Below are 20,686 nucleotides of genomic sequence, written 5' to 3' on the forward strand. Positions count from 1 at the left end.
CGGAGTCGCACAACACAACAACACCGAATTCAACATCGTGTCGCTTGCATGTCAATGGTCTGGACAACATCAACACGTGGACCTGGGCTTTTATCGGCGTTACCTACGTCTCACTCGCTCTCGAAATACCCCCTGGGGTATCAATGTTATCCTGACCAACAGATACCCCCCGGGGTAAACCGAACGGAAGGAGCCGTGTCGTGTTCTTCGTCGACACCATGGAGACACCGGGCCTCGGCAACCGCAGTTATCTGGCGGGCGGGCAGCGGGCCGCCCTGGTCGTGGATCCGCCGCGCGACATCGACCGGGTCATCACCGCAGCCGCCCGGCGCGGTGTGCGGATCGCCCTGGTGGTGGAGACGCATCTGCACAACGACTATGTGACCGGTGGCCTGGAGCTGGCGCGCGTCACCGGGGCGCGGTACCTGGTGCCCGCCGCCGCGGAGGTCTCCTTCAGCCGGGTGCCGGTGGCCGACGGTGACACGGCATCGGTCGACGACGGGCTCACCCTCCGCGCGCTCGCCACTCCCGGGCACACCCCGCACCACACGTCCTATGTGCTGGAGGAGGACGGCCGCGCCGTCGCCGCCTTCACCGGCGGCTCACTGCTGATCGGCAGTGTGGGCCGGCCCGATCTGGTGGAGCCGCGGCTCACCGCCGAACTGGCCCGCGCCCAGCACGCCTCTGCGCACCGGCTCGCCGCCGAGCTCGAAGACGCCGTTCCTGTTCTGCCGACGCACGGTTTCGGCAGCTTCTGTTCCTCCTCGCAGGCCGAGGGAACAGCGACGACCGTCGGCGACGAGCGGAAGCGGAACGACGCGCTGGTCAAGGACGTGGACACCTTTGTCGCCGAACTGCTCGCCGGTCTGGACGACGTACCCGCCTACTACGCGCACATGGGGCCGGCCAATGCCGCGGGCCCTGATCCGATCGATCTGACCCCGCCCGGCGCGGCCGATGCCGAGGAGATCTCCCGGCGGCTGGCCGCGGGCGAGTGGGTGGTGGATCTGCGCAGCCGGGTGGCGTTCGCCGAGGGCCATGTCGCCGGATCGTTCAACTTCGAGGGCGAGGGACAGCTCGCGACGTATCTGGCCTGGCTGATCCCTCGGGGGAAGCCCGTCACCCTGCTGGCGGGTACGGCCGCCGATGTCGCGCATGCGCAGCGGGAGCTGTCCCGCGTCGGCATGGGCCGGCCGGTGGCCGCGGCCATCGGCGATCCCGAGAGCTGGGTACACGAGCCGGCAGAGCTGCGGTCGTTCCGCAGGTCCGACTTCGCGGGTCTGGCGGCTGCCCGGGCACGCGGCGAGGACCCGGTGGTTCTCGATGTGCGCAGGGACGCCGAGCACAGCGGCGGTGCCATCACGGGGGCGGTGCACATTCCCGTCCACGAATTGCCCCGGCGGCTGGACGAAGTGCCGCCGGGCGTCGTGTGGGTGCACTGCGCGGGCGGGATGCGGGCGGCGATCGCGGCGTCACTGCTGGATGCCGCAGGACGGGAGGTGGTGGCCGTCGACGACGGTTTCGGTGCGGCGGTACAGGCCGGCCTGAGCCTGACCGTCCCTGCATCCCCGGCTTCCGTAGCCTGACCACCCGACGTCCGTACCCCGTACGCCGCTCCCGAGGAGTGTTTTCCTTGTCTTCCCCGATGCCCTTCTTCCGTCGCGGCCCCGGCCGCGTCACCCCGGCCGAGGCCGCCCGGCGGGCCGCCGACGGTGCGGCGGTTCTGCTGGACGTACGTGAATCGTCCGAGTGGTACGCCGGGCACGCGCCGGGTGCGATCCATCTACCGCTGTCCCGGCTCACCGAGGGCGCATCACTGCCGGACTCGGCGACGGGCCGTCCGGTGGTGGTGATCTGTCGCTCCGGCAACCGGTCCCGGCAGGCGGCCCGGATGTTCGCCGACCGCGGCTCACAGGCCGTCGACGTCGTGGGCGGCATGATCGCCTGGGCCGCCGCGGGCCTGCCCGTGCACGGCCGGCACGGGGCGGCGGGCATCGTCGCATGACCACGCTCATCCTGGCGCTGGCCGCCGGGGCGGTTGTGGGTCTGGCGCTCGGCGGGCTGGGCGGCGGCGGAAGCGTTCTCGCCGTCCCCGCGCTGATCTATCTGCTCGGCTTCACCCCGGCCGCCGCCACCACCGCCGGCCTGCTCATCGTCATCATCACGTCCCTCACCGGGCTGGTCGCCCATGCGAGGGAGGGCAGGGTCCGCTGGCGTACGGGAGGGCTCTTCGCCGCAGCAGGAATCGTTCCGGCGGCGGTCGCCGGGGCGCTGTCGGTGCGGATTCCGTCCGGGGTGCTGACCGCGGCATTCGCGGTGCTCGCGATGGTCGCCGCGGTACGGATGCTCCGCCCTCGGGCCGAGCCCGCACCACAGGACTCCGTGCCCGCCGGGCGGGCCGCGCGGGCGGGCGCCGGGCTCGGTGCCGTGACCGGGTTCCTCGGTGTGGGCGGCGGGTTTCTCGCGGTGCCCGCCCTGGTCACCGTGCTGGCCGTCCCGATGACCGCGGCGGTCGGTACCAGCCTGCTGGTCATCACGGTGAACTCCACGGCCGCCCTGGTCACCCGCCTCGCCACGCCCACCGCGCTGGACTGGGCGGTGATAGCCCCGTTCACGGCGGCGGCGGTGCTCGGGGCCTGGGACGGGCAGCGCCTGGCCGCGAAGGTGTCCACAGCCTGGTTGCAGCGGATCTTCGGTGCGGTACTGCTGGCCGTGGCCGTGTTCATGCTCGTCGACGCCGTGGTGTGAGCCACGGCGTCACCCCCCGCCACCAGCCCGCGCCCGCCGGCTCAGGCCAGCGACAGAAAGAGTTTCTCCAGTCGCGCCCGCATCTGGTCGCGGTCCGCGGGCTCACTGCCGCCGTCGGCCATGCAGTGCTGCAGGCCCGTCGCGATGATCGCGAAACCGGCCCGGTCGAGCGCCCGGGAAACGGCTGCCATCTGCGTGATGACGTCCTCGCAGTCCCGGCCCTCCTCGATCATCCTGATGATGCCGGCGAGCTGGCCCTGTGCGCGGCGAAGTCGGTTGAGGACCGATTTCAGTTCGTCGGCCGCCATGTCGAGTTCCACAACATCCTCCTCCTGATACCCCAAGGGGTATTCTAACCTGAATGGGGAAGGAGGGACCGAGTCCCTCCTCAGCCCCGGTGAACGAAAGGAAACACTGCTCGTGACCAGCCCCGTCTCCCTCTCCCCCGCCCAGGCCGCGGCCCGTCTCGCGGAGTTCACCGTCATCGATGTGCGGGCCCCCGGCGAGTACGCCTCAGGGCACGTTCCCGGTGCTCTGAACATCCCGCTGGACCGCCTCCACGAGGCGGTGCCCGCGCTGAAGTCCGCCGCGGCCCGCGGATCGCTTCTCGTGGTGTGTGCCTCCGGCGTCCGCTCCACCCGGGCCTGCGACATTCTCGCAGCGGCCGACATCGACGCCGTGACCCTGTCCGGCGGCACCTCGGCCTGGGAGGGCGAGGGCCGCGATCTCGACCGTCCCGCCGGCACCCGGGCGACCTGGCCGATGGAGCGTCAGGTCCGGCTCGCCGCCGGTTCGCTCGTGGTGGCCGGCCTGCTCGCCGGGGTGCGCTTCCCGGCCGCGCGCTGGATCTCCGCCGGCGTCGGTTCCGGGCTCGTCTTCGCCGCCGTGACGAACACATGCGGCATGGCGGCGGCCCTGTCGAAGCTTCCGTACAACCGGGCCCCGCACTCGGCCGCGAACCTGGACGCGACGCTGGACGCCCTCCAGAACTGAGCCGCCCCGTAGCGGGAGGAGCCGGTCACGCACCCGCGTGACCGGCTCCTCCCGTTGCGGGAACGGATCAGACGTCTTCCCGTACCAGGGCAAGCAGGCGGTCCAGTACGCGCGGTCCTCCCGCACGCAGCCCGTCGTGCTCGAACTCATTGGTCACCCAGGTACGCAGACCGCGGATCGACTCCGCCGTGCGCAGCGCGTGCCCGGTGTCGACATACATGTCGTCGTGGTAGACGGCTGCGGCGACCGGCACGTCGTTGGCGGCCAGCCGCTCGGTGTCGTACAGCGGCGCCCAGTCGGTACGGGAGGCCAGCAGCTCGGCCGTCTCGCGCAGCGGTCGCAGCGCCGGGTCCACCTCGAAGTGCCAGGGGTGGATGCTCTCACCGGTGAAGAGCACCGGTCCGTCGCCCTTGAGCGCCGTGGCCACGTCGAACTGCGGGAATTCGGCACGCACCCGCTCGGCGGCCCAGCCGGTGGGCTGTTCGCCCTGACCGTAGATCGCCTCGTGCATCAGCGCGTACAGCGGATGCCCGGCGAACGAGTTGGCCGTGCGCATCGCCTCCTGGAAGGTGTCGGAGAGTTCGGTGCCGAGCGGTGTACGGACGAAGGTGTTCTCCAGCAGGTAGTGCAGCTGGTGGCTGCCGTTGCCGCCGCCCAGCATGATGCCGAGGGACTGGAACCCCTCGGGTGTCAGACGGTGCCCCGCGCTTTCCGGGCGGTGCTCGGCGAGGTGAGCGGTGATCTCCCGGGCGCGCTCGACGTCCTGCGGGTAGCGGGCGTAGTGGGCGGCGACCTTGCGCTCGATCCGCGGGTAGGCGGCTCGGTAGACGTCGTCGGCGTGCGCGTCGAGCGAGGGCAGTCCCCCGGTGATGAGGACGGCCTTGAGCCCTTCGGGGGCGGCCGACAGATAGCGGACGGCGCAGAAGCCGCCGAAGGACTGGCCGAGTACCGTCCACGGTTCGCCGCCGGTCAGCTGCGGGCGGATCAGCTCGCAGTCACGCACGATGTTGTCGGAGCGGAAGTGGGCGAGATAGTCGGCCTGCTCGCGCGGGCCGCCGCGCAGCGGCAGGGTCTGCCGGTTGGCCGGGGTGGAAAGGCCGGTGCCGCGCTGGTCGAGGAGCAGCACACGGAACTGCTGCACGGCCCGCCCCAGCCATGCCTCCGTGCCGATGAAGCGCCTGGCGCCAAAGCCGGGGCCACCCTCCAGATAGACCATCCAGGGCAGCTCTTCGCCGTCCTTGCCGCTCGCAACGGCCTCCCTGCCGAAGACCTCGATCTGCTCACCGCCCGGATCGGTGTGGTCGAGCGGGACCGTGAAATAGCGGTCGGTGAAGACGATGCCGGGGTGCCGGTAGCTGCTCACAAGGTGCTCCTGAATCAGATGTTCCACGGACAGTTCAGCACATGGCCGTGACACGGACAGTCGCGGCCCGTGTGCGGCACGCCCGGGGGCCTCCTACCGTGCAGGCATGATCCGGTTCGAGCAGGTCAGCAAGGTCTATCCGGACGGTACGAGCGCGGTCGACGGCCTTTCCTTCGAGGTCGCCGAGGGGGAACTGGTCACCCTGGTCGGACCGTCCGGCTGCGGCAAGACCACCACGATGATGATGGTGAACCGGCTGATCGAGCCGTCGTCGGGCCGGATCCTGGTCAACGGCGAGGACATCTCCGGCGTCGATCCGGTGAAACTGCGCCGCCGGATCGGCTACGTCATCCAGCAGGTCGGTCTCTTCCCGCACCGCACGATCCTCGACAACACCGCGACGGTCCCCTCGCTGGTCGGCTGGAAGCGGGCGAGGGCCCGCGAGCGGGCGGCCGAGCTGCTGGATCTGGTGGGCCTCGACCCGAAGACGTACGGCTCCCGCTACCCCGCCCAGCTCTCCGGAGGGCAGCGTCAACGGGTGGGCGTGGCGAGGGCGTTGGCCGCCGACCCGCCGGTGCTGCTGATGGACGAGCCGTTCGGCGCGGTCGACCCGGTGGTGCGTGAGCGGCTGCAGGACGAATTCCTGAATCTTCAGGCGACGGTCAGGAAGACGGTCCTGATGGTCACCCATGACATCGAGGAAGCGGTCCGGATGGGTGACCGGATCGCGGTCTACGGGGCGGGGCGCATCGAGCAGTTCGACAGCCCCGGGGCGGTGCTCGGGTCTCCCGCGACCTCGTATGTGGCACAGTTCGTGGGCGCCGACCGGGGTCTGAAGCGCCTTTCGGTCACCACGATCGAGCCGGACGATCTGGAGGAGCCGCCGGTCGCCCGGCTGAACGAGCCGGTGAGGTCGGCGGCGGCACGGCTGAGCAGTGCGGGTGCCCGCTGGGCGGTGGTACTGAACGGCGAGGGCGACCTGCACGGCTGGGTGTCGGCGGACGCGATGCGGATCGCCGGGGAACGCGGCACGGTCGGCAAGCTGGCCCGCCGGATGGACGCCTGGGTGCCGGTCGGTGCGCCGCTGAAGCAGGCGTTCAGCGAGATGCTCCAGCACGACGCCGGGTGGGTCGCGGTGCTGGACGGGTCGCGGTTCCTCGGCGTGCTGACTCCGGCCAAACTCCACGAGGCGCTGCGCCGCTCGGTGGACGCCGATGCGCAGGGAGTAGGCCGGGACGAGGTGCAGTTCGACTCGGTCGCGGACGCGTAGGGCGCGCGCTGTACACCCCACGCCACGCGCCGGTCAGGACTCGCCCTACCGCCCACGCCGGTAGCTGCTGCCGTCCTTGGGGCGGAGCAGCAGACCGGCGACGACCAGGTGGCGGCGCAGCGCCGAGCAGTCCTCGTGCACCGTGAGCAGTGCCTCGTTGACCTCACGTTCGGTGTAGGTCCGGTCCCGCTCGAAGAGCGTCTCGCTGAGGTGGACCAGCAACTGCTCACGGCGTGCCGTCTTACGGGGGATCGCCGTCAGACGGCCGTGCGAGAAGAGCGCCGCGACCTGGTCCGAACCGCTTGAATCGTTGTCAGGCATGCGAGGGAGCGTCGCAGGCCTCCGGCCTGCGGGCAACGTGTTTTCGGCGCGCCCGCGGGCCGGATGGCGGATGGGGCCTGCCCGGCCCCGATCCGCCGGGCAGGCCCTGAACGGCTCGGGCCACCGCAATGGCCCCCTGGAGCCGCTCGCCCGCCTCGTGGACCATGTACGCCGCCCCGTCCTGCGTACCGGAACTCGGCCGCCCGCGTCCGCACTCTGGTCGGCGCTGACGGCGAGCGGGTCGATGTCCGGGTTGGGGACAAAGGTACGCGGTACCGATTCCAGGGAGCGGGGGTCGGGCGCCTGGAAACCGAGGAGCGGGCCGGGCCAGAAGTCGGGGCGGTAGGAGCGCCAGAACCCGTAGTCGGCGGGGCGGTCGATGGTGTGGTTCTCGCCCTCGTGGTGCGAGAGGGCGAAGCAGACGGTGATGCCCCGCTGGTTGAGCGGCCGGGCCTGCTCGGGGGCGTGCGTCGCCCTGCTTCTTGTCCGCGAGCACGAGCGAGACCGTGGCCTGTGAGACCCCGGCGAGCCGTGCGACCTCGGCCTGACGCGGGCGGGCCGTGCGGCCGGCCGGTACGGGTGAACGGCCGGGCCTGGCGCGCCTTCCTGGGGTCCTCCACCATGGCTCCTCGGATCAGGTAAGGCGTATCAGTAATGCGCATTGACGAGTGCTGTGAGGGCCGGTCCAGTGCCCGTCAAGAGATCGGACACAACTTCTTCCGGGCGCAGGGGCACCCTCGCCCGCGCGCCGCCCGCACCCGTACGGTGTGATCAACCATCCCTCCGGGTGATCGCTCACCCCTGCGAAGAAGGCGGTTTCGCATGTCCCTGTTCGATCTGCCCCTCGACGAACTGCGCGACTATCGCAGCCGTTCGGTGGAGCCGGAGGACTTCGACGCGTTCTGGTCCGAGACCCTCGACGAGGCCAGGTCCCACGACCTCGACGCCCGGTTCGAGCTGCGTACGGGCACGGGGTTGACGACCGTCGACGTGTACGACGTGACGTTCGCGGGCTTTGGCGGTCACCCGGTCAAGGGCTGGTTCGTTCTCCCGGCGGGCACCACCGAACCGCTGCCGGTGGTCGTGGAGTTCATCGGCTACGGAGGCGGGCGGGGCCTGCCCCACACCCATCTGCTCTGGGCGTCGGCCGGTTTCGCGCACTTCGTGATGGACACCCGGGGCCAGGGCAGCGGCTGGCTCGTCGGCGACACCCCCGACCCGGTGGGCAGCGCGCCCTCGTTCCCCGGTTTCATGACCCGGGGCATCGAGGACCCGCACGCGTTCTACTACCGGCGCGTGTTCACCGACGCGGTACGTGCGGTGGAGGCGGCGCGCTCGCATCCGCTGACCGATGCGGCGCGCACCGCGGCCATCGGTGAGAGCCAGGGCGGCGGCATCACGCTCGCCGTCGGCGGGCTGATAGCCGACCTCACGGCGATCGCGCCGGACGTCCCGTTCCTGTGCGACTTCCCCCGCGCGCTCACCGTCACCGACCGCAACCCGTACCGCGAGGTGGGCAGCTACCTCAAGACGCACCGGGGACGGGCCGAGCAGGCGAGGGCCACTCTGTCCTACTTCGACGGGGTGCACTTCGCCGCACGCGGGCGTGCACCGGCGCTGTTCTCGACGGCTCTGGAGGACATGACCTGCCCGCCCTCGACCGTCTTCGCCGCCTTCAACGCGTACACCCACCAGGACAAGACCATCGAGGTGTACGACTTCAACGACCACGAGGGCGGTGGGCCGTTCCAGGAGGCCGCGCAGCTGGGCTGGCTGCCCGGGAAGCTGACGGCCTGATCCCGAAGAGCGACCCCGGTGCAGCGCCGCGTTGATTCGTTGTGAGTCGGGCGGCCCGAGCAAGATCTTCAGGAGTCTTTCAGCCGCGCGGGATGAGGTTCTCGGACTCCAGGTAGGTGCGTGCCACGTCCTCGGGGAGCCGTCGCCAGCTGTCGACCTGCTCGTTGAGCCGGGCCAGGTCCGCGGTCGTCAGTACGGTGTTGAGCTTGCCCAGCGCCTTGCGTACGCCTTCGCTGCCCGCCCGGGACCGGTTGACTACGGGGACGAGGTAGTCGGCGTTCTGCAGGTGCTTGTCATCGGCGAGCAGGACGAGGCCGAAGTCGTCGAGGGTGGCGTCGGTGGTGGTGGTCAGGACCATCTGGTCCTGACCGTTCTGGACGGCCTGTTTGGCCTGGGTGGTGCCGACACCCTTGGGGTCCACGGCCGTGATGCGGATGCCGTACGTCTTCTTCAGCCCGGGTGCGCAGTAGGGGCGTTGTACGCATTCGTCGCCGGCGGCCAGACGCACGGGCAGTCCGGATCCGCCGAGGTCGCCGAGGGTATTCAGGTGGTGTTTCGCCGCGTACGGGGCGGCGACCGCGAAGGCGTTCTGGTCGACGGCACGCCCGGGGTCGAGGACGGTGAGGCCACGGGGTGCGGCGAGAGCGCGCAGGGCCTTCATCGTGGCGGTGAGGTCGGGCGAGCCGACGGGGGCTGCGTCGGCGCCGTTCCTCTTGGCGTTCAGCCAGTCCGCGAAGGTGGCCGCGTACTCCGGTACGACGTCGATCTGGCCGCTCTCCAGGGCCGGTTCGTAGATCTCACGGTTGGTGACGGAGATGATCTTCGTCGAGTAACCGGCCCGGTCGAGCAGCAGCGCGTACATCTGGGCGAGCAGATCGCTCTCGGTGAAGCCCGCGGAGCCGATGGTGAGGTGTTTGCTGTCGCCCGGCGGTGCGGTGACCTCGCCCTGGTTCTCCAGAGAGGGGCCGGTGGTGCAGGCGCTCGCCGACAGCAGGAGCGCGAGGAGTACGGGGAGGGCCGTTCCCGGCCTCATCCTGATTCCTCGCCACGGAACCGGTCGGGGGCGAGGCGTTGTGCCACTTCGAAGAGCCCTTCGACGATCAGGGCGAAGGCGGCTACCAGCACGGCCCCGGCGACCACCTGCGCGGTGGAGGCGAGGTTGAAGCCCGCGGTGATGATGCGGCCGAGTCCCCCGCCGCCCGCCAGCGCCGCGAGGGTGGCGGTGGCGACAAGCTGGACGGCGGCGATCCGTACGCCGGTGAGAATCAGGGGCAGGGCGAGCGGCACCTCCACTCCCAGCATCAGCTGTCTGCCCGTCATGCCCATTCCCGTGGCCGCCCGTACGACATCGCGGTCGACCTCACGCATGCCGACGTAGGCGTTGGTGAGCAGCGGCGGTACGGCAAAGAGGACGAGGGCGATGATGGTCGGCCACTCGCCGTACCCGCCGATCGGGGTGAGAAGCAGCAGCACCAGCACGGCGAAGGTGGGGACGGCCCGGCCGATGTTGGAGATGTTGACGGCGAGTGCGCCGCCCCTGCCGAGATGGCCGAGGACCAGGGCGATGGGCAGGGCGATCAGACAGCTGATGAGCAGGCAGACGACGGTGAGGAACAGATGCTGGCCGAGACGGTTCCAGATGCCGCCGTCGCCGGACCAGTGCGCCGGGGTCGTGAGCCAGGACCAGGCGGCGGCGAGGGTTTTCACGACCGCCTCCGGGTCCACGGGGTCAGGATTCGTTGCGCGAGAAGAAGCAGCACATCGGCGGCGACGGCGATGACGACGCAGAGGACGGAGGCGGTGAGCACCTGGGCCTTGAAGTACGTGTTCATCCCGGAGTAGATGAGGTTGCCGAGTCCGCCGTAGCCGACGATCGCACCGACCGTGACCAGGGAGACCGCGGAGACGGTCGCGATACGCAGTCCGGCCATGGCGGCGGGCAGGGCCAGGGGAAGCTCCACGGCGACGAGCAGACGCACGGGGCCGTACCCCATGCCACGTGCGGCCTGCCTGGTCTCCGCGGGCACGGCGCGCAGTCCGGCGAGGATGTTCCTTACGAGGAGGGTGAGCGAGTACAGGACGAGTCCGGCGACGACGAGCGAGGCGGAGAGTCCGTACACCGGCAGCAGCAGCGAGAACATGGCGAGCGACGGCACGGTGTAGAGGATGGTCGTCACGCCGAGGACCGGGCCGGCCGCCCAGCGCCGGCGGCGCGCCGCGAGGGCGAGCGGAACGGCGAGGACCAGTCCGAGGAGTACGGAGACCGCGGTGAGCTGCAGGTGCTGGACGACAGCGTCCCAAAGAATCTCGCGACGGCTGGTCAGGTAGGCACCGCAGAGCCACTCATTGCGCGCGAGGCAGTCGTCGGGAGGCGCGGTCACCCGTCCATTGGAGCGCGGGAAGGCGGGCGGACGCGCGTCCTGATCGACTGTCCGGGCGGCCGTGCGGGGCGTACGCGTGTGACGCGGACGGTCGGGGAGGTGGCGGCGCCTCCGGGCCGTGCGGCGCGTCGGCCTATTCGGACGCTGCCGCCGAGGCCGCGGGGCGTTCGACCTTCTTCACCGTGATGTCGTCCGGTCCGAGCTGCCGCCCGTCGGACGAGTGGACCTCCAGCGCCCGGGGCGGACGGCCGTGCCGCAGGTCGACCATCTCCGAGTGCGGTTCGCCGGGATCGAAGAAGTGGCCCTCGCCCCACTGCCGCAGCGCGACGATGACCGGGAAGAGATCTCTGCCCTTGGGCGTCAGCACGTATTCGTGGTACGCGCTGCCGTCGGCCGCCGGCGCCATCTCGAGGATGCCGCCCGCGACCAGATCACGCAGGCGCGACGCGAGGATGTTCTTCGCCACGCCCAGGCTGCGCTGGAACTCCCCGAAGCGGCGACTGCCGTCGAACGCGTCGCGGACGATCAGGAGCGACCACCAGTCGCCGATCGCGTCGACCGAACGAGCCACCGGGCAGTCGCTCTCGTCGAAGCGTGTCCGCTTGACCATGCCGTCCTCCCTCGCACCATCGGTTGCAACATGCTACCAGATGCGGCTACGGTCGACCTGGTAGCAACATGCAACCAATGCGATCGAGGGATGCCACGTGCCCGGCAGCGAGAGAACGATGAGATCCGAGAACACGAACGGGGCGACACCGGCTCGCACCCTGTCCGGACGCACGACACTGCTGTTCGCGGTCGCGTCCGGCGTGGCGGTGGCCAATGTCTACTTCGCGCAACCCCTACTGGTCACCCTGAGCCAGGACTTCCGGATCAGTGCGGCGACCGTCGGCATCGTCGTCACCCTCACTCAGATCGGGTACGGCCTCGGGCTGTTCCTGCTCGTGCCCCTGGGCGATCTGGTCGACCGGCGGCGCCTCGTCGTGACCCAGCTGGTACTGCTGGCGACGGCACTCATCGCAACCGGGACCGCGGCCACCGCACCGATCCTGCTGACCGCCCTGGCCGCGGTGGGCTTTCTCGCCGTGGTGACGCAGACCCTCGTGGCCTTCGCCGCATCGCTGTCCGCCCCGGACCGACGCGGCCGCGCGGTCGGCCTGGTCACCAGCGGAATCGTCATCGGAATCCTGCTGGCCCGCACGGTCTCCGGTGCACTGTCCGACCTGGCGGGCTGGCGAACGGTCTACCTCACATCGGCGGCACTGACCCTCGCGCTCACCCTGTCCCTCCATCGTGTGCTGCCACGACGCGCCACACCGCCCACATCCATGCGATACGTGCAGCTGCTGCGCTCGACACTCGTCCTGTTCGCCGAGGAACGCGTACTCCGTGTCCGAGCTGTGCTCGCTCTGCTGATCTTCGCCGCGTTCAGCACCCTGTGGAGTTGCGTCGCGCTGCCTCTGAGCGAACCCCCGCTGTCGCTTTCGCATACCGCGATCGGGGCGTTCGGGCTCGCGGGGGCTGCGGGCGCGCTCGCGGCCGCTCCGGCCGGGCGCCTGCACGACCGCGGCCTCGCCGGGTGGACAACCGGCGTCGCACTGGCCCTGCTCACCGTGTCGTGGCTCCCCCTCTCCCTCACCCGGCAGTCGCTCTGGGCACTGGCGATCGGCGCGGTCGTCCTCGACCTCGCCGTGCAGGCCGTCCATGTGACCAGTCAGAGCCTGATCTACGCGGCCCGTCCCGACGCGGGCAGCCGTCTGATCGGCGGTTACATGGTCTTCTACTCGGTCGGCAGCGCTGCGGGCGCCCTCGCCTCGACGACCGTCTACGCGGTGGCCGGATGGGGTGCGGTGTGCGTTCTCGGTGCCGCGATCAGCGCACTCGCACTCCTCGTGTGGGCGGCGACCCGCAACGAAACGCCTGCGGCAGGCACGACCGGAGCGCCGAGCGCATCCGCCTGATACCGGGGGCGGCGCCCACTGCACCGGCGCGGCAGGCCCGGCGATTCCGGGAGCCGGACTTGCTGCGTATGGGGGGCACCCGCGCGCCTACCGCCCGGTACGGCCGCACATGACGGTAGACCGGGGTTCACGCCCCTTCCCCGTATGCATACCGAGGAGCCCCCGCATGTCGTCGCCCGGCCGCACCGATGGCACCTACCGCTTCGACGATCTGCGCGCGCTGTACCTCAACTGCACGCTCAAGCGCTCCCCGGAGATCAGCAATACGCAGGGGCTGATCGACCACAGCCGCGCGATCATGGAGGAGCACGGCGTCACCACCGAGGTGGTCCGGGCCGTCGACCACGACATCGCGACCGGCGTCTGGCCGGACATGAGGGAGCACGGCCGGCAGACGGACGCCTGGCCGGAGCTGTACGAGAAGGTGATGGCCGCCGACATCCTGGTGCTGTGCGGGCCGATCTGGCTGGGGGACAACAGCTCGGTGATGAAACGAGTCGTCGAGCGCCTCTACGCCTGTTCCAGCATCCTCAACGACAAGGGCCAGTACGCGTATTACGGCCGGGTGGGCGGCTGTCTGATCACCGGGAACGAGGACGGCGCCAAGCACTGCGCAATGAATCTGCTCTACAGCCTCCAGCACCTCGGCTACACGATCCCTCCGCAGGCCGATGCGGGCTGGATCGGGGAGGCGGGGCCCGGCCCGTCGTATCTGGACCCGGGGTCGGGCGGTCCGGAGAACGACTTCACCAACCGCAACACCTCTTTCATGGCCTGGAACCTGATGCATCTCGCCACGATGCTGAGGCGTGCGAACGGCATCCCGGCCCACGGCAACCAGCGCTCCGAGTGGGATGCGGGCTGCCGCTCGGACTATCCCAACCCGGAGCACCGCTGACCGCGCCCCCAGCCGACGAGACCGCGTCCGAGGGGAGGCGCGGCGGGCGTGCGGCCCACGCCTCCCCCGGGCGCTCGTCAGTGCTGTTCGGCTGCCGGCTCCAGGACGAAGACCGGAATCTGCCGGTCGGTCTTGAGCTGGTAGTCGGCGTAGTCGGGGAACGCCTCGACCGCGCGCTGCCACCACACCGCCTTCTCCTCGCCGGTGGCCTCACGGGCGTTCATGTCCTGTCGTACCGGGCCGTCCTGCAGCTCCACGCGAGGGTCGGCCACGATGTTGTGGTACCAGACGGGGTGCTTGGGCGCGCCACCCTGCGAGGCGACCACGGCGTACGTGCCGTTGTGCTCGATCCGCATGAGCGGGGTCTTGCGGATCTTGCCGCTCCTGGCCCCGCGGGTGGTCAGGATGATGACCGGCAGGCCCCGCATCGTGATCCCCTCCGTCCCGCCGGAGCTCTCGAACAGCTCGACCTGATCGCGGACCCACTGCGCGGGGCTCGGCTCGTACTCACCCTTGAGAGGCATGGCATCTGTCCCATCGTCGACATTCGGTTACGCAGACACGCGGACATGCGGGCACAGGTGCGTCCCGCTGCTCCGAGAACTCTTTCATCATTCCGCCCGCCCTGGGCCGGGCGGATCCGCGTGTCATGGCGGCAGTCGGGCCGGCGTCAGGGGTGCGGCGGATTCAGCCGCAGTTGCAGCATCGCTTCGAATCTGGCCTCCGGGTCGTTGAGATCGATGCCCGCCACCACGGCCAGCCGTTTGAGCCGGTAGCGGAAGGTTTTGGGGTGGATGTGTACGGCGTCAGCTGCGGCGGCCACATCGCCGAAGGTGCTCAGCCAGGCCTCCAGAGTGTCCGTGAGGGCGGTGTTGTGCTGGGCGTCGTGGGCGCGCAGCCGGATGACCGGGCCGTCGGGGAGATCGTCCTCGGCGGCGATCCGGTCCGTCAGCTCCTCCAGCAGCGAGGCGGCGTAGACGTCCGACAGCCGTGCGGCCCGGCGCTGCGAGCGGCCGGAGCCGAGAACGCGCAGCGCCCGGTCCGCGTCGGCGTGGGAGCGGCGCAGCTCGGCCGGGCGGGCGGCGAGCCGGCCGATGCCGATGACGGCGGGGACACGGTTGTTTATACGGCCCAGGAACGCCTCGGCCACCCGTAGCGCGTGCTCGTCCGAACTCGTGGGCAGCACCGCGTAGGTGACGCCCCCGAGTGAGGCCGCGGCCGTACGGGGATGGACCGCGGCCAGGTGCAGGGCGAGGGCCTCGGCGATGCGGTGGCCCGCGGCCACCCGGTCGGGCGCCGACGGCTCGCCGGTCACCGCGAGCGCCAGTACGCAGGCGGGCTGCGCGGACAGTCCCAGCCGTACGGCGGCCTGCGGCGCGTGCGTGCCGCCCTCCAGGACCGTGGCAAGCAGATCCGCGCGCAGTCGGCGTCGTCCAGCGGGTCCTGGATGAGCACTCCGCTGACGGTGCGGGCCGGGTCGGCCTGCCCGGCCACCACCTCGATCAACGTCGAACCCAGATCGTTGAGGATCCGGCCGAGCACGGCCCGCGGCTGCTCCGTCATCTTCACAAGCTAATTGATCGGAGTTCGTCGACGGCGAGTGCTGCCACCTGCCCGATCACCCGGTCCGCCCGGGAGTTGTGCAGGTCCGGCCGGTCGGACCGGGTGAAGACCGCCACCGCCCAGCGCCCGCCGTCGCGGTCCTCGATCACCCCGGCCTCGTTGCGCCAGCCCGGCAACGTCCCGGTCTTGCCTGCGACTCGGTAACTGTCGTCGAAGCCGGACCACAGCCGGTGCGGCCAGATCTGCTGGGACATCACGGCCCGTACCTCGGCGCAGGCTTCGGCGGGGCCGGCCTCGTCGCGCCAGATCCGGACCAGCAGTTCCGCGATGTCGCGGGCCGTTCCCCGGGTGGTTCGTTCGGGGACGCACACCGACAGCTCCAGAAGCTTCTTGGGCCCCTGCGCGGCGAGTGCCGCCATCCTCGCGTGCGCCTCGACCTCGGTGGTCACGCCGAGGTCGGCGAAGAGCGAGCCGGTCAGCTCCAGACAGCCACCGATCAAGTGGGTCCGCCGCAGGCCCAGTTCGGCGAGCAGTCCGTTGACGGTGTCGAGACCGACGCGGGCCAGCACCACATCGGTGGCGGCGTTGTCGCTCATCGTCAGCATCATGTGGACCAGGTCGCGCAGGCTCATCTCGACCGGGTCGGCGCAGCCGGAGGTGCCGATGCCGCCGTCGCGGTAGTGCGGGTCCACCGAGTGGCGCTCGGTCCTGTCCAGCCGTCCTGCGGCGGCCTCGCGTGCGTAGGCGAGGGCGATCGGGATCTTGAACACGGAGGCGAGGCAGACCGGTTCGTCCGCCGCGACGCCGATCGTGCGGTCGCCGTCGATCTCCCGGGCGAAGAAGTACCCCTGGACCCCGGCGTCGTCGAACGCCGTCCGGATCCTGGTCTCGACGGTGCCTGACACAGTTGCGGTCATCGGCTGATCCATTCGGTCGATTCGGTCACTTCGGCCAGCTGCTCGGGGATCGGGGAGAGTCCGAGCCCCGGTGCGCGGGGCACGTCGAGATGGCCGTCCTTCAGCACGAACGGTTCGGTGATGTCGGTCCTGTAGTACCGGTCGGATGCGGAGGTGTCACCGGGCAGGGTGAAGCCCGGCAGGGCGGCGAGGGCGACATTGGCGGCCCGGCCGAGGCCGGTCTCCAGCATTCCGCCGCACCAGACCGGGACACTGTGCGCGGCGCACACGTCGTGGATCCGCCGTGCCTCCAGATAGCCGCCGACCCGCCCCGGCTTGATGTTGACGACCGAACAGGCACCCATGGCGATCGCGTCGGCCGCCGAGCGGGCGGAGACGATGGATTCGTCCAGACAGATGGGGGTGCTCACCCGCTCGGCCAGTACCGCGTGGCCCCGGATGTCCTCCTCGTCCAGGGGCTGTTCGATCAGCAGCAGCCCGTACGGATCGAGCCGGGCCAGCTGTGCGGCGTCGGCGAGGGTGTACGCGGTGTTGGCGTCCACCTGGAGCAGTACGCCGTCGCCGAAGCGCTCCCGGACCGCGCGCACCGGTTCCACGTCCCAGCCGGGTTCGATCTTCAGCTTGATCCGCAGATAGCCCTCGGCGAGATAGCCGTCGACGGCGTCGAGCAGTGCGGGGACCGAGTCCATGATGCCGACCGACACCCCGGCCGGCACCCGCTCGGCCGTCGCCCCCAGCCACTGCCCCATCGACAGTTCATGGGCGCGCAGCCAGGCGTCCAGCACCGCGGTCTCCAGGGCGGCCTTGGCCATCCTGTGCCCCTTGAACGCGGCCAGTGCCGGGGCGACCGCCCAGGGGTCGAGCGCCGGCAGGGCGGCGAGCGCGGGCACGAGACAGCTGCGCAGCACGTCCGCCGCGGCCGCGGTGTACTCCGAGGAGTACAGCGGATCGGCCATGGTGACGCATTCGCCGTAGCCCTCATGGTGTTCGGTCTCGACCCTGACCAGCAGGATCTCCCGGGTGGTCATCGTGGCGAACGAGGTTCGGAAGGGTGCGACCAGCGGCATCGCGATCCGGCGCAGTTCCACACCGACGAGCTTCATGCCTGCCTCTCCTGACGTTTGTCGATCACGTACCAGCCGTCCCGGGTGAATCCGGTGACGGTGTGCCCCTCGGCGATCAGGCCGCCGAGTACCTCCCGCAGCGCGTACCGCCATTCGCGGGCCAGGGGCGGGTCGGTGCGGCGCAGTGTCTCGATCTCCGAGGGGATCCGGACGAGGACGGTGTCGCCGTCCCGGCGCCCGACGGCGGGGCCGCCGTCGGGTTTGGCGTCCAGACCGACCACGGCGTGTGCACCCGCGTCGTCGACCGTGACGATGTGAGGTGTGCCCGCGGCGGAGCCGACGGCGTGTCCGCCGGTCAGCTCCCAGCGGACCATCAGCCGGTCCGTCTCGGTCCCGGCATTGACCTCGTCCTGCATCGCGCCGTAGAAGTCGGCCAGGTACTCGCTCGGCGCCGCGCCCAGTTTGGCCAGGTTGAAGTAGGCGTTGCGGCTGATCAGCGGGTCGAAGGTCCAGGTGACCGTGGTGATGCCACGGGCCAGGGCCCAGGCCCGCTGATGGAGTTTGACGGCGAAGCCGACATTGCGGCCCCGAACGCTCTCGTCCACCCCGGCGATGTGCGAGTGCAGTCCGGCGGTGGCCAGGAAGCCCAGGCAGAATCCGACCATCCGGCCGTCCTGGTGGACACCGACGACATAACTGCCGGAGTGGGCGAAGACCCGCAACAGCTCCGGGGTGATCAGCGGGTTGCCGGGATCGGGCCGCCAGACCCGGTCCAGCACCTGGCAGGCCGCCAGCATCTCGTCCAGTCCGTGCAGCTCCGTGACGGTCACGCCGGCACGGTGCGCGGCCAGATCCGCGGCGGCCGCCGCGACAGCCGACTCCGTACCGTTCACGATGTCACCCGGCCGGGTACGGACAGCGGCTCGCGTACGAGCGAGGCCACCAGGGAGGCCACCAGTGCCGCGCGGCGGGGCAGTTCGGCGACGACCACATGCTCGTCGTCCGCGTGCGCCCCGCCGCCCACGGCCCCGAGCCCGTCGAGCGTGGGCGTGCCCGCCCCGGCGGTGAGGTTGCCGTCGGATCCGCCGCCGACCGCGACGCCGCGCAGTGGGCCGAAGCCCAGCTCCGCGTAGCAGGTTCGGGCGAGTTCGAAGAGCTCCGCCGACGCGCTCGCCTGCAGCGGCGGCCGGTCCGGGCCTCCGACGAGCCCCAGCGAGGCGCCCGCGAGCACCGGCGCGAGACCCTGCATGGCGCGATCCACCCGGACCTGTTCGGCGGCCGTCTCCACCCGTACGTCGACCAGCAGCCGGGCCGCATCGGGCACCGTGTTGCGGGTGGTGCCGGAGGAGGCCACGGTCGGCGTCACCGTGGTGCCGGTCGCCGGATCGGCGAGTGCGGACAACGCGAGCACCTGGTGGGCCAGCTCGGTGGTCGTATTGACGCCGCGCTGGGGTTCGAGTCCGGCGTGCGCCGCGCGTCCGGTGATGTTCAGTTCGTAGCCGGACACACCCTTGCGCGCGGTTTTCAGTGCGCCGCCCTCGCTCGCCTCCAGGACGAGTACGGCCCGGGTCCGGCGAGCCTCGGCCTCGATCAGGGTGCGCGAGGTCGGGGAGCCGATCTCCTCGTCGCCCGTGAGCAGGACCGACACCCCGTCCAGGTCGTCGAGCACCGACAGCGCGTGGAACAGCTGCACCACGCCGGCCTTCATGTCGAAGCAGCCGGGTCCGGTCAGCCGTCCCCCGGCCACCTCGAAGGGGTGGCCGGCCAAGGAGCCCACCGGCCACACAGTGTCGAAGTGGCCGAGCAGCAGCACCCGGTCGCCGGAGCCGAAGCGCCAGCGCAGAACGGGCCTTCCCGAGCCGTCGAGCCACTCGGGCGCGGCGCCGGTCAGCCGGGTGCCGAGCCCTGCGACGACCCGGGCGCAGTCGGCGACGGCGGCCAGGTCCCCACTGGGTGACTCGGTGCGGACCAGCTCCTCGATGTCGGCCAGCAGGCCCGGCAGCCCCGCCTCCAGGGCGGTGGCGATTGCGCTCACGTCAGCCCGCCTTGGGGGTGGCGCGCCCACCGTGGTGAATGTAGGGCGTGCCGTCGGCGAGTGTGTAGAACACGACGGGGACCCAGAGCTTGATCCCCGGCCGCCTCACCACGAACAGCCCCGGCTCGACCGGGTGCAGCTCGTACTCCTGCTCCGTGTCGGGGGTCAGTTCGGCCAGCGGTCCGGTGATCCGGTTGAGCATCACCAGGCCGCCGTCCCGCTCCACGATCTCGACCCGGCTGGAGAGTCGCTCGTACACACCGACGTAGTCGGCGGGGTCCACCGCCACCGGCTCCGTCGCCGGCTGGATGCCGGTGCGCATCGCCACGCCGGCCAGCTCCTGGACGATCTCCGAGAACACGTCCCGGTAGAGGCTCATGGTGTCGCCGCCATTGGTGAGCAGGCAGATCGCCAGGTCGGCCTCGGGCAGCACCCGCAGGAACGCGCTCTGCCCGATCGTGCCGCCGTCGTGTCCGTACACCCGCTGCCCGTCCCAGGTGTCGAGGAACCAGCCCAGCCCCCAGGCCTGGGCCAGGAGGTACGGGTCGGGGAGTTCGACCTGCAAGGTCTGCATGGCTGTGACGCCCTCGGCCGAGAGGATCTTGGTGCCGTCCTCGGTGACGCCGTTGTCGAGGTGCAGCCGGGCGAACTGCAGTACCTCGCGCGGCGTCGAGCAGATCAGTCCGGCCGGTCCGGCCGAACGCATCAGCCCCCACAGCGGGGCCTGCACCGGCGGATCCCCCAGATGTCCGATGGCGGCGCGGAAGCGCAGCGCCTCCTCGGGCAGGGTCACGGTGTGCGTCAGGCCGAGCGGGCGGAACAGGCGCTCCCGCATCAGCTCGTCCCACTGGACGCCGGTGACGACTTCCAGCACCCTGCCGAGCAGGGTGAAGCCCGCATTGCAGTACGACATGGTGGCACCGAGCGGGTGGTTGAGAGTGCCCTCGCCCAGCAGCGCGGCGAACTTCTCCAGGCAGTCGTCGCCCCGGCCGGTGTCGGTGAAGAGGTCGCCGTCGATGCCGCTGGTGTGGTCCAGGAGATGTCGGAGCGTCACGCCACGGGTCAACTCCTCGTTCGCGAGCCGCAGTTCGGGGAGTACGGAGACGATGGGCGCGTCCAGTTCGAGCACGCCCTCGTCGACCAGGGCCATGGCCACCGTGGTGGTCCACACCTTGGAGATCGAGCCGATCTGGAACAGGGTGTCGCTGGTCGTCTCGATGCCGGCGTCGGTGTTGGCCAGGCCTACGGCCGCCTCGGCGATCAGTTCGCCACGGTGCAGGATGCCGAGACTGGCGCCGGGGACGGAGTGACGGGCAGTCAGTTCGGTGAGGCGGGCGGTCCAGCGGGCGGACAGGTCGGTGGTGTCGGTCAT

The 20,686-nt window shown here is 70.6% G+C and carries 23 protein-coding genes and 1 pseudogene; 8 read left to right on the forward strand and 16 right to left on the reverse strand.

Annotated features, from left to right (window positions below; all coding sequences use genetic code 11):
* The first annotated feature begins 200 nt into the window (after positions 1 to 200).
* From OG609_RS02650 to OG609_RS02660, 3 genes are read left to right on the forward strand one after another with little or no spacing between them, the layout of a single operon-like run.
* Positions 201 to 1,586, forward strand: a complete 1,386-nt coding sequence (locus OG609_RS02650) for an MBL fold metallo-hydrolase (RefSeq protein ID WP_327271252.1) — start codon at positions 201 to 203, stop codon at positions 1,584 to 1,586.
* 59 nt (positions 1,587 to 1,645) lie between these two features.
* Positions 1,646 to 2,005: a rhodanese-like domain-containing protein gene (locus OG609_RS02655; protein WP_327277920.1), complete on the forward strand. Its 360-nt coding sequence runs from the start codon at positions 1,646 to 1,648 to the stop codon at positions 2,003 to 2,005.
* Positions 2,002 to 2,748, forward strand: a complete 747-nt coding sequence (locus OG609_RS02660) for a sulfite exporter TauE/SafE family protein (protein ID WP_327271253.1) — start codon at positions 2,002 to 2,004, stop codon at positions 2,746 to 2,748. The genes OG609_RS02655 and OG609_RS02660 overlap by 4 nt, the downstream gene beginning before the upstream one ends.
* A 41-nt stretch (positions 2,749 to 2,789) precedes the next feature.
* On the opposite strand, the gene OG609_RS02665 is transcribed toward OG609_RS02660, so the two are convergent.
* Positions 2,790 to 3,068 (reverse strand): metal-sensitive transcriptional regulator, encoded by a 279-nt coding sequence (locus tag OG609_RS02665; RefSeq protein ID WP_093896672.1) that lies wholly within the window; start codon positions 3,066 to 3,068, stop codon positions 2,790 to 2,792.
* Positions 3,069 to 3,168: 100 nt separating this feature from the next.
* Between OG609_RS02665 and OG609_RS02670 the strand changes: the two genes are divergently transcribed.
* Positions 3,169 to 3,741: a rhodanese-like domain-containing protein gene (locus tag OG609_RS02670; protein ID WP_327271254.1), complete on the forward strand. Its 573-nt coding sequence runs from the start codon at positions 3,169 to 3,171 to the stop codon at positions 3,739 to 3,741.
* Positions 3,742 to 3,808: 67 nt separating this feature from the next.
* On the opposite strand, the gene OG609_RS02675 is transcribed toward OG609_RS02670, so the two are convergent.
* Positions 3,809 to 5,104: an alpha/beta fold hydrolase gene (locus tag OG609_RS02675; protein WP_327271255.1), complete on the reverse strand. Its 1,296-nt coding sequence runs from the start codon at positions 5,102 to 5,104 to the stop codon at positions 3,809 to 3,811.
* A gap of 106 nt (positions 5,105 to 5,210) precedes the next feature.
* Here OG609_RS02675 and OG609_RS02680 point away from each other — a divergent pair, with 106 nt between their 5' ends.
* Positions 5,211 to 6,374 carry an ABC transporter ATP-binding protein gene (locus tag OG609_RS02680; RefSeq protein WP_327271256.1) on the forward strand — a complete coding sequence of 388 codons (1,164 nt, stop codon included), beginning with the start codon at positions 5,211 to 5,213 and terminating at the stop codon, positions 6,372 to 6,374.
* A 45-nt stretch (positions 6,375 to 6,419) separates the two neighbouring features.
* Here OG609_RS02680 and OG609_RS02685 read toward each other — a convergent pair whose 3' ends face one another.
* Together OG609_RS02685 and OG609_RS02690 are read right to left on the reverse strand one after the other, a co-directional pair.
* Positions 6,420 to 6,695 (reverse strand): DUF2087 domain-containing protein, encoded by a 276-nt coding sequence (locus OG609_RS02685; RefSeq protein WP_327271257.1) that lies wholly within the window; start codon positions 6,693 to 6,695, stop codon positions 6,420 to 6,422.
* Positions 6,696 to 6,890: 195 nt separating this feature from the next.
* A pseudogene (locus OG609_RS02690) lies at positions 6,891 to 7,166 on the reverse strand (FAD-dependent oxidoreductase); the annotation flags it as partial.
* A 351-nt stretch (positions 7,167 to 7,517) separates the two neighbouring features.
* Between OG609_RS02690 and OG609_RS02700 the strand changes: the two are divergent.
* On the forward strand, positions 7,518 to 8,492 hold the full coding sequence (locus OG609_RS02700; protein ID WP_327271258.1) for an acetylxylan esterase: 975 nt from the start codon (positions 7,518 to 7,520) through the stop codon (positions 8,490 to 8,492).
* A 79-nt stretch (positions 8,493 to 8,571) separates the two neighbouring features.
* Here the strand turns inward: OG609_RS02700 and OG609_RS02705 are convergent, their stop codons facing one another.
* The 4 genes from OG609_RS02705 to OG609_RS02720 all read right to left on the reverse strand — a co-directional run bounded on the left by OG609_RS02705 (position 8,572) and on the right by OG609_RS02720 (position 11,483).
* Complete coding sequence (locus OG609_RS02705; RefSeq protein ID WP_327271259.1) at positions 8,572 to 9,525, reverse strand: ABC transporter substrate-binding protein; 954 nt, start codon at positions 9,523 to 9,525, stop codon at positions 8,572 to 8,574.
* Positions 9,522 to 10,199, reverse strand: a complete 678-nt coding sequence (locus OG609_RS02710; protein ID WP_327277921.1) for an ABC transporter permease — start codon at positions 10,197 to 10,199, stop codon at positions 9,522 to 9,524. Before OG609_RS02710 ends, OG609_RS02705 begins: the two co-directional genes overlap by 4 nt.
* A complete protein-coding gene (locus OG609_RS02715) occupies positions 10,196 to 10,873 on the reverse strand; it encodes an ABC transporter permease (protein ID WP_114248076.1) in 678 nt (225 codons plus the stop codon). Before OG609_RS02715 ends, OG609_RS02710 begins: the two co-directional genes overlap by 4 nt.
* Before the next feature lie 133 nt (positions 10,874 to 11,006).
* The gene (locus OG609_RS02720) at positions 11,007 to 11,483 is read right to left on the reverse strand and encodes a winged helix-turn-helix transcriptional regulator (protein WP_327271260.1); all 477 of its coding nucleotides are present in this window, start codon (positions 11,481 to 11,483) and stop codon (positions 11,007 to 11,009) included.
* Positions 11,484 to 11,601: 118 nt separating this feature from the next.
* Here OG609_RS02720 and OG609_RS02725 point away from each other — a divergent pair, with 118 nt between their 5' ends.
* Both OG609_RS02725 and OG609_RS02730 read left to right on the forward strand, forming a co-directional pair.
* Positions 11,602 to 12,837, forward strand: a complete 1,236-nt coding sequence (locus OG609_RS02725; protein ID WP_327271261.1) for an MFS transporter — start codon at positions 11,602 to 11,604, stop codon at positions 12,835 to 12,837.
* Between the two features lie 166 nt (positions 12,838 to 13,003).
* Entirely contained in the window at positions 13,004 to 13,735 is a 732-nt protein-coding gene (locus tag OG609_RS02730; RefSeq protein WP_327271262.1) for a flavodoxin family protein, read from the forward strand.
* Positions 13,736 to 13,812: 77 nt separating this feature from the next.
* On the opposite strand, the gene OG609_RS02735 is transcribed toward OG609_RS02730, so the two are convergent.
* The 8 genes from OG609_RS02735 to OG609_RS02770 form a co-directional block, all read right to left on the reverse strand.
* Complete coding sequence (locus tag OG609_RS02735) at positions 13,813 to 14,259, reverse strand: nitroreductase family deazaflavin-dependent oxidoreductase (RefSeq protein ID WP_327271263.1); 447 nt, start codon at positions 14,257 to 14,259, stop codon at positions 13,813 to 13,815.
* Positions 14,260 to 14,405: 146 nt separating this feature from the next.
* Entirely contained in the window at positions 14,406 to 15,050 is a 645-nt protein-coding gene (locus OG609_RS02740; RefSeq protein WP_327271264.1) for a PucR family transcriptional regulator, read from the reverse strand.
* Entirely contained in the window at positions 15,047 to 15,298 is a 252-nt protein-coding gene (locus tag OG609_RS02745) for a hypothetical protein (RefSeq protein WP_327271265.1), read from the reverse strand. Before OG609_RS02745 ends, OG609_RS02740 begins: the two co-directional genes overlap by 4 nt.
* A gap of 2 nt (positions 15,299 to 15,300) precedes the next feature.
* Entirely contained in the window at positions 15,301 to 16,215 is a 915-nt protein-coding gene (locus OG609_RS02750) for a serine hydrolase (protein ID WP_327271266.1), read from the reverse strand.
* Positions 16,212 to 17,318: an o-succinylbenzoate synthase gene (gene menC, locus OG609_RS02755; RefSeq protein WP_327271267.1), complete on the reverse strand. Its 1,107-nt coding sequence runs from the start codon at positions 17,316 to 17,318 to the stop codon at positions 16,212 to 16,214. Before menC ends, OG609_RS02750 begins: the two co-directional genes overlap by 4 nt.
* Positions 17,315 to 18,172 carry a GNAT family N-acetyltransferase gene (locus OG609_RS02760; protein ID WP_327271268.1) on the reverse strand — a complete coding sequence of 286 codons (858 nt, stop codon included), beginning with the start codon at positions 18,170 to 18,172 and terminating at the stop codon, positions 17,315 to 17,317. Before OG609_RS02760 ends, menC begins: the two co-directional genes overlap by 4 nt.
* Positions 18,169 to 19,314 (reverse strand): M20 family metallopeptidase, encoded by a 1,146-nt coding sequence (locus OG609_RS02765; protein WP_327271269.1) that lies wholly within the window; start codon positions 19,312 to 19,314, stop codon positions 18,169 to 18,171. Before OG609_RS02765 ends, OG609_RS02760 begins: the two co-directional genes overlap by 4 nt.
* A 1-nt stretch (position 19,315) precedes the next feature.
* The gene (locus OG609_RS02770; RefSeq protein ID WP_327271270.1) at positions 19,316 to 20,686 is read right to left on the reverse strand and encodes a serine hydrolase domain-containing protein; all 1,371 of its coding nucleotides are present in this window, start codon (positions 20,684 to 20,686) and stop codon (positions 19,316 to 19,318) included.

Source organism: Streptomyces sp. NBC_01224, assembly GCF_036002945.1.
In the GTDB taxonomy this organism is placed as follows: Bacteria; Actinomycetota; Actinomycetes; order Streptomycetales; family Streptomycetaceae; genus Streptomyces.